Below are 4,425 nucleotides of genomic sequence, written 5' to 3' on the forward strand. Positions count from 1 at the left end.
TTCCCCACTCCCCACTCCCTCTTTATCCAGATAATGTAGCGAGATACAACGCGAATACGCTGGACGTTTGCTCATGCTTACAAGTAAAATACGGTAAGTGCATCGCCTTACCGGCTTTTACATGTAAAACCACAGACAAACCAGTTAGAAGTTAAGTTTAGTAGATCAACTGACCCATAAGCAGTTATCACAGGCTGTTTCAGCTAAATGCCAGTTGTCATGCTACCAAAATACTTCTAGACAGGTTTTAAGTTGTCCAGGAATCCTCTGCCCTAACTTTTAGCTGGATAACCTTTGTGTAACTCATCCCTAGAGAAACACAATAACTTGCCATCACTAGCTCTGTCTACGACTGGGCTATAGTTTGGCACAATTGCTGCTCTCTAGCAGTGAAGCTTTAGCTGATTTTCAGTTATAGCTGCTCGTAGTTAAGTCAGTGAACAGTTATTAAGGCTTTGTTTGGAGATTTAAACCCTATGTTGCTCACTTAATAGAAGTGGGAGACTCAACAGGACTTTGATAACTCATAACTGATTGTTGAAACCCCGGAAGAGTATGGAATATTTATTACTACCGTTCTTAAGCTTTTTTGTTGGCATCATCGTTGGTTTGACGGGAATTGGCGGAGCCTCTCTCATCACCCCAATGTTGATTTTTGTTTTTCAGGTTCCGCCTTCTATCGCTGTGAGTTCTGATGTTGTGGCTGCCACATTGATGAAGATTGTTGGTAGCGTCAAGCATTGGGAACAGAAAACCCTTGACACAATAGTTGTTAAATGGCTGGCATTCGGGAGTGTTCCAGGCTCACTGTTCGGCGTGGGGATTTTGCACTTTCTTAAACGTACAGGTGAGTATAACCTGGATAACATCTTGCTCCGTTTGCTTGGTGTGATGATTTTGCTAGTCACAGTATTAGCACTAGTGCAATTGCTACTATTAACTTTTTTCCCCAAATTTAATTTACCCGAACTGCCAAAATTAGACTTAGAAACTAACTTTGGTCGTTGTGTAACAATCACTTTGGGAGCAATTTTAGGCTGTTTGGTTGGTTTAACTAGTGTCTCATCAGGTTCAATGTTTGCCCTGGTGCTGATTGGGTTTTTCCGGCTTGATGCACGGAAGTTAGTAGGTACAGATATTTCACACGCAGCAATTTTACTACTGTTTACTGCCCTCGGCCACCTCAGCTTGGGAACAGTTGATTGGAGTCTGGTAGTACCTATATGGCTAGGCTCTGTTCCAGGGGTGTTAGTAGGCGCTAAAATCTGCCAAGTAGCTCCGCAACGCCCACTACGTTTTATCATTTATACTATCTTAATGATGGTGAGTTGGAAATTAGTTCATCAGGTTTGACAAGACTCGGTAATAGAGTTTGGTTGTAAAAGTTTTTCGCTGCTCACTCACTCTCCAGAAAGACGGCACCCAGATTAGGTGCAACTAAATCTATTCCTCCGTTCGTTCCAGTATTCGTAGGAAAACAAGAATTAGCGACATTCAGCAGTGTTTTCGGAGTGCAAGTAACATCAGGGGCAAACAGCGAGTAGCCGTAGACTTTTTTTCCATGTGACACGAGTTCGTCGGTGCGAATCAGAAGACCTCCTAAAACTTGGTTCGGTGGAATAGTGAGTGCAGGGTTTGTGGGAATTCCACTATTATTTTTGGCAGCATTGTTCAGGAAATAATATTGTGGAATCGGATCTTGTAATGGTGTTTTACCCCAGGTGGAAGCTGCGACCACGTAAATGGGGCCGTAGGAAGTGGGATTTCCATGTTTATCCACACTTGTAATTGCCGCAATACCGAAACCATCGTGTCCAGTAGGTAATCCACGCTCAAAGACGGTAAAGCGAATTTTATTACTTGCCTTCACAGGTCTAACAAGTACAAAGTCAACGCGCTCGATACTAGCGTTACCGTTGTAAAGTGTGCCGCTTAAATTTGCACCTGTATTAGTAAAAACGTTATCTGGGCCTGCCAAGATATTGTTGATACTAAACAGCGTTTTTTCTGGAAGTGGACCCAAACTGAGAAAGTTAAAGGTATTAGAGGAAGAGTCAAAACTACCTTGGTAGTAAGCCTGCTTTCTGTCATCTGTAGCAGGGTTACGGCGAATCTGCACAACAGCAGGGATGGATCTAAATGTTGTGCTGCCTTCTGTGGTGGTTAATCCTGTAATTGATTGAATTTGCCCCCCGAAGTTGAGAGTAAAAGTCTTGCTTGCAAATTCACTGTCACCTGCAACGTCGGTAATAGATATAGTAGGAAACGAAGCAGTATCAGTAGTTATTGAAGTGATATCTTGTCCAATTATCTGCGCTTGTGCTGAGGTAAAGCACAAAAACGGAGCGATCATTGAAATCAGACAAAAAAAAGGTTGGATACTTGGGCGAAAATGGATAGAGTTGCACCCAATCGCAGGTATAAGGGAGTATTGCATTACATAGCTTCTAATTAAGTCAAATTATTATATTGCTTCTAAACGTCGTCTAGGTTAAGAATTGCTAAACAAAAACTTTTCCGTGGAAGATCGAATATTAACCATTTTGTAGATATTTCTATGACAAATTTCAGATTTCAGATTGGAGTTTTCATCGTTCAATCTCAAATCCAGCATTCAAAATTCAACATTGATTAACCTCTTACCCAAGGTAGTAGAGTGAATGTACCTCGCTCATACATAATGAACAGACCCAAGCCAATCAACACAAAAGGTACGACAGCTTTACCGTAGCGACTTAAAATATTAGCAATGGTAGGTTGACGGCTTAAAAAATAAGCGATCGCACACCAAACCCCTACCATGATAAAAAATATACTTAGAATTACTCCCAAGCTGGCAAGGTCATGACCAGCGAATAAAGGGATATATATACTAATATTATCACCACCATTAGCGATCGTTACTGCCGCTACTTTATGGGTTTGGGGGTGTAAAATACTCAAAATAAAAGACAATACAGGATTACTAGGTGTAGACTGCGTAAAATCACTACTGACTGTCTGAACTGTTGTAGTTTCTTCTTTTCTGGATACTAATTGTTGAATTCCAATTGCTATTGGTAGCAATCCTAGCAATCCTATCCATTCTCGCTGTACGACTAAGCCACCAAAAAATCCTGGTAAGCTAGCGATGATAATGGCTGTGAAACCCAGATATTGACCGAGTAAGATATGCCGTCGCCGAAAATTAACATCTACTTGTGAAAAAAATATTAACAAGATAATGATGTCATCTATGTTAGTAGCGATGAAAGCAATTATCCCTTCACTGAAGGCTGTCCCTAGCTTACTCATCCTGGATTTTTAGAACCTACGATTTATCACCATACCAAATTAACCTTCTAGCACAACTAAGCTTTAAAATAGACAAAGTAATTATTCAAGGAATTTCAACAATTTACGAGATTTATTGCAAAAATTTAAATTTGGTGTTTGGCATTGCAGATAAACACAGATAATTTAAGGTGTGTATGTGTTGTTGAATTTCTTTGTATTCTTCTGTTTGGGACGTTTCTCTACGAAAGGCTTTGCCAATGCGAACGCGGTAGCCTGCTGCAAGATAAAAGCATATCTATGTTTATCTTAAAATATGAGCGAGTTAGTTACTGCAATTACTACTGGGGCAATTGCGTTCATTGCCACTAACATTGATGATATTGTCATTCTATTGTTGCTTTTTTCTCAAATAAATGCTACCTTTCGCCGCAGGCATATAGTTGCTGGTCAGTTTCTAGGTTTTACAGTTTTGTTAATCCTTAGCCTTTCTGGTTTATTTGGTGGGTTAGTTTTATCAAAAAGCTGGATTGGATTACTTGGTTTACTACCAATTGCTATAGGTATCAGCAGCTTAGTCAATAAAGAAGAAGATGCATTGGAGGAAGTTGTAGCTACATCTGAAGAATCTGAGGCATCAAACATTACTAGTTTCCTATCTCCTCAAACGTACAGCGTAGCAGCCATTACAGTTGCAAATGGTAGTGACAATATTAGTGTCTATGTGCCGTTATTTGCTAGCAGTAATTTAGAAAGTTTTGTGATAATTATCGGATTATTTTTTCTATTGTTAGGAGTATGGTGTTATGCGGCATATAAATTAATTAACTACAGAGTAATAGCTGATGTATTAACTCGCTATGGTAATAATATTGTACCTTTTGTTCTTATAGGATTAGGCACTTTTATTGTATTAAAAAGCGGAGCTTTGAACTTAATAAAGCTAGCTGCTAGTTGTTTCTGTTTGATGATTTTGGTGAAAAAGAATGAAAGCACCGATGAAATTGGCGAAAATTCTAGTAGATAATCAAACCAATTTTAGATTTTTCATCAAAATCTAAAAAATCGGTTTCACGAAAAAGGATTGCTCCTTGGGTAATACAGCAGATTGCAGGTAGATAGAGTACACTAAACGCTAGTGCATCAACCGGG

At 39.5% G+C, this 4,425-nt stretch carries 4 protein-coding genes; 2 read left to right on the forward strand and 2 right to left on the reverse strand.

Annotation, left to right across the window (positions count from 1 at the left end; genetic code table 11):
- Positions 1 to 555 precede the first annotated feature (555 nt).
- The gene (locus ACFE90_RS36635) at positions 556 to 1,353 is read left to right on the forward strand and encodes a sulfite exporter TauE/SafE family protein (RefSeq protein ID WP_375507147.1); all 798 of its coding nucleotides are present in this window, start codon (positions 556 to 558) and stop codon (positions 1,351 to 1,353) included.
- 43 nt (positions 1,354 to 1,396) lie between these two features.
- On the opposite strand, the gene ACFE90_RS36640 is transcribed toward ACFE90_RS36635, so the two are convergent.
- The gene (locus ACFE90_RS36640; RefSeq protein ID WP_375507148.1) at positions 1,397 to 2,437 is read right to left on the reverse strand and encodes a hypothetical protein; all 1,041 of its coding nucleotides are present in this window, start codon (positions 2,435 to 2,437) and stop codon (positions 1,397 to 1,399) included.
- Between the two features lie 194 nt (positions 2,438 to 2,631).
- Entirely contained in the window at positions 2,632 to 3,294 is a 663-nt protein-coding gene (locus ACFE90_RS36645; RefSeq protein ID WP_375507149.1) for a cadmium resistance transporter, read from the reverse strand.
- A gap of 295 nt (positions 3,295 to 3,589) precedes the next feature.
- Between ACFE90_RS36645 and ACFE90_RS36650 the strand changes: the two genes are divergently transcribed.
- Complete coding sequence (locus tag ACFE90_RS36650; RefSeq protein ID WP_375507150.1) at positions 3,590 to 4,300, forward strand: cadmium resistance transporter; 711 nt, start codon at positions 3,590 to 3,592, stop codon at positions 4,298 to 4,300.
- The last annotated feature ends 125 nt before the right edge of the window (positions 4,301 to 4,425 follow it).

Origin of the sequence: uncultured Nostoc sp., assembly GCF_964245445.1 — a bacterium.
Classification (GTDB): domain Bacteria; phylum Cyanobacteriota; class Cyanobacteriia; order Cyanobacteriales; family Nostocaceae; genus Nostoc.

Coding starts and splice junctions, on each gene's coding strand:
- ACFE90_RS36635 (WP_375507147.1), top strand. CDS start 556: ATGGAATATTTATTACTACCGTTCTTAAGCTTTTTTGTTGGCATCATC.
- ACFE90_RS36640 (WP_375507148.1), bottom strand. CDS start 2,437: ATGCAATACTCCCTTATACCTGCGATTGGGTGCAACTCTATCCATTTT.
- ACFE90_RS36645 (WP_375507149.1), bottom strand. CDS start 3,294: ATGAGTAAGCTAGGGACAGCCTTCAGTGAAGGGATAATTGCTTTCATC.
- ACFE90_RS36650 (WP_375507150.1), top strand. CDS start 3,590: ATGAGCGAGTTAGTTACTGCAATTACTACTGGGGCAATTGCGTTCATT.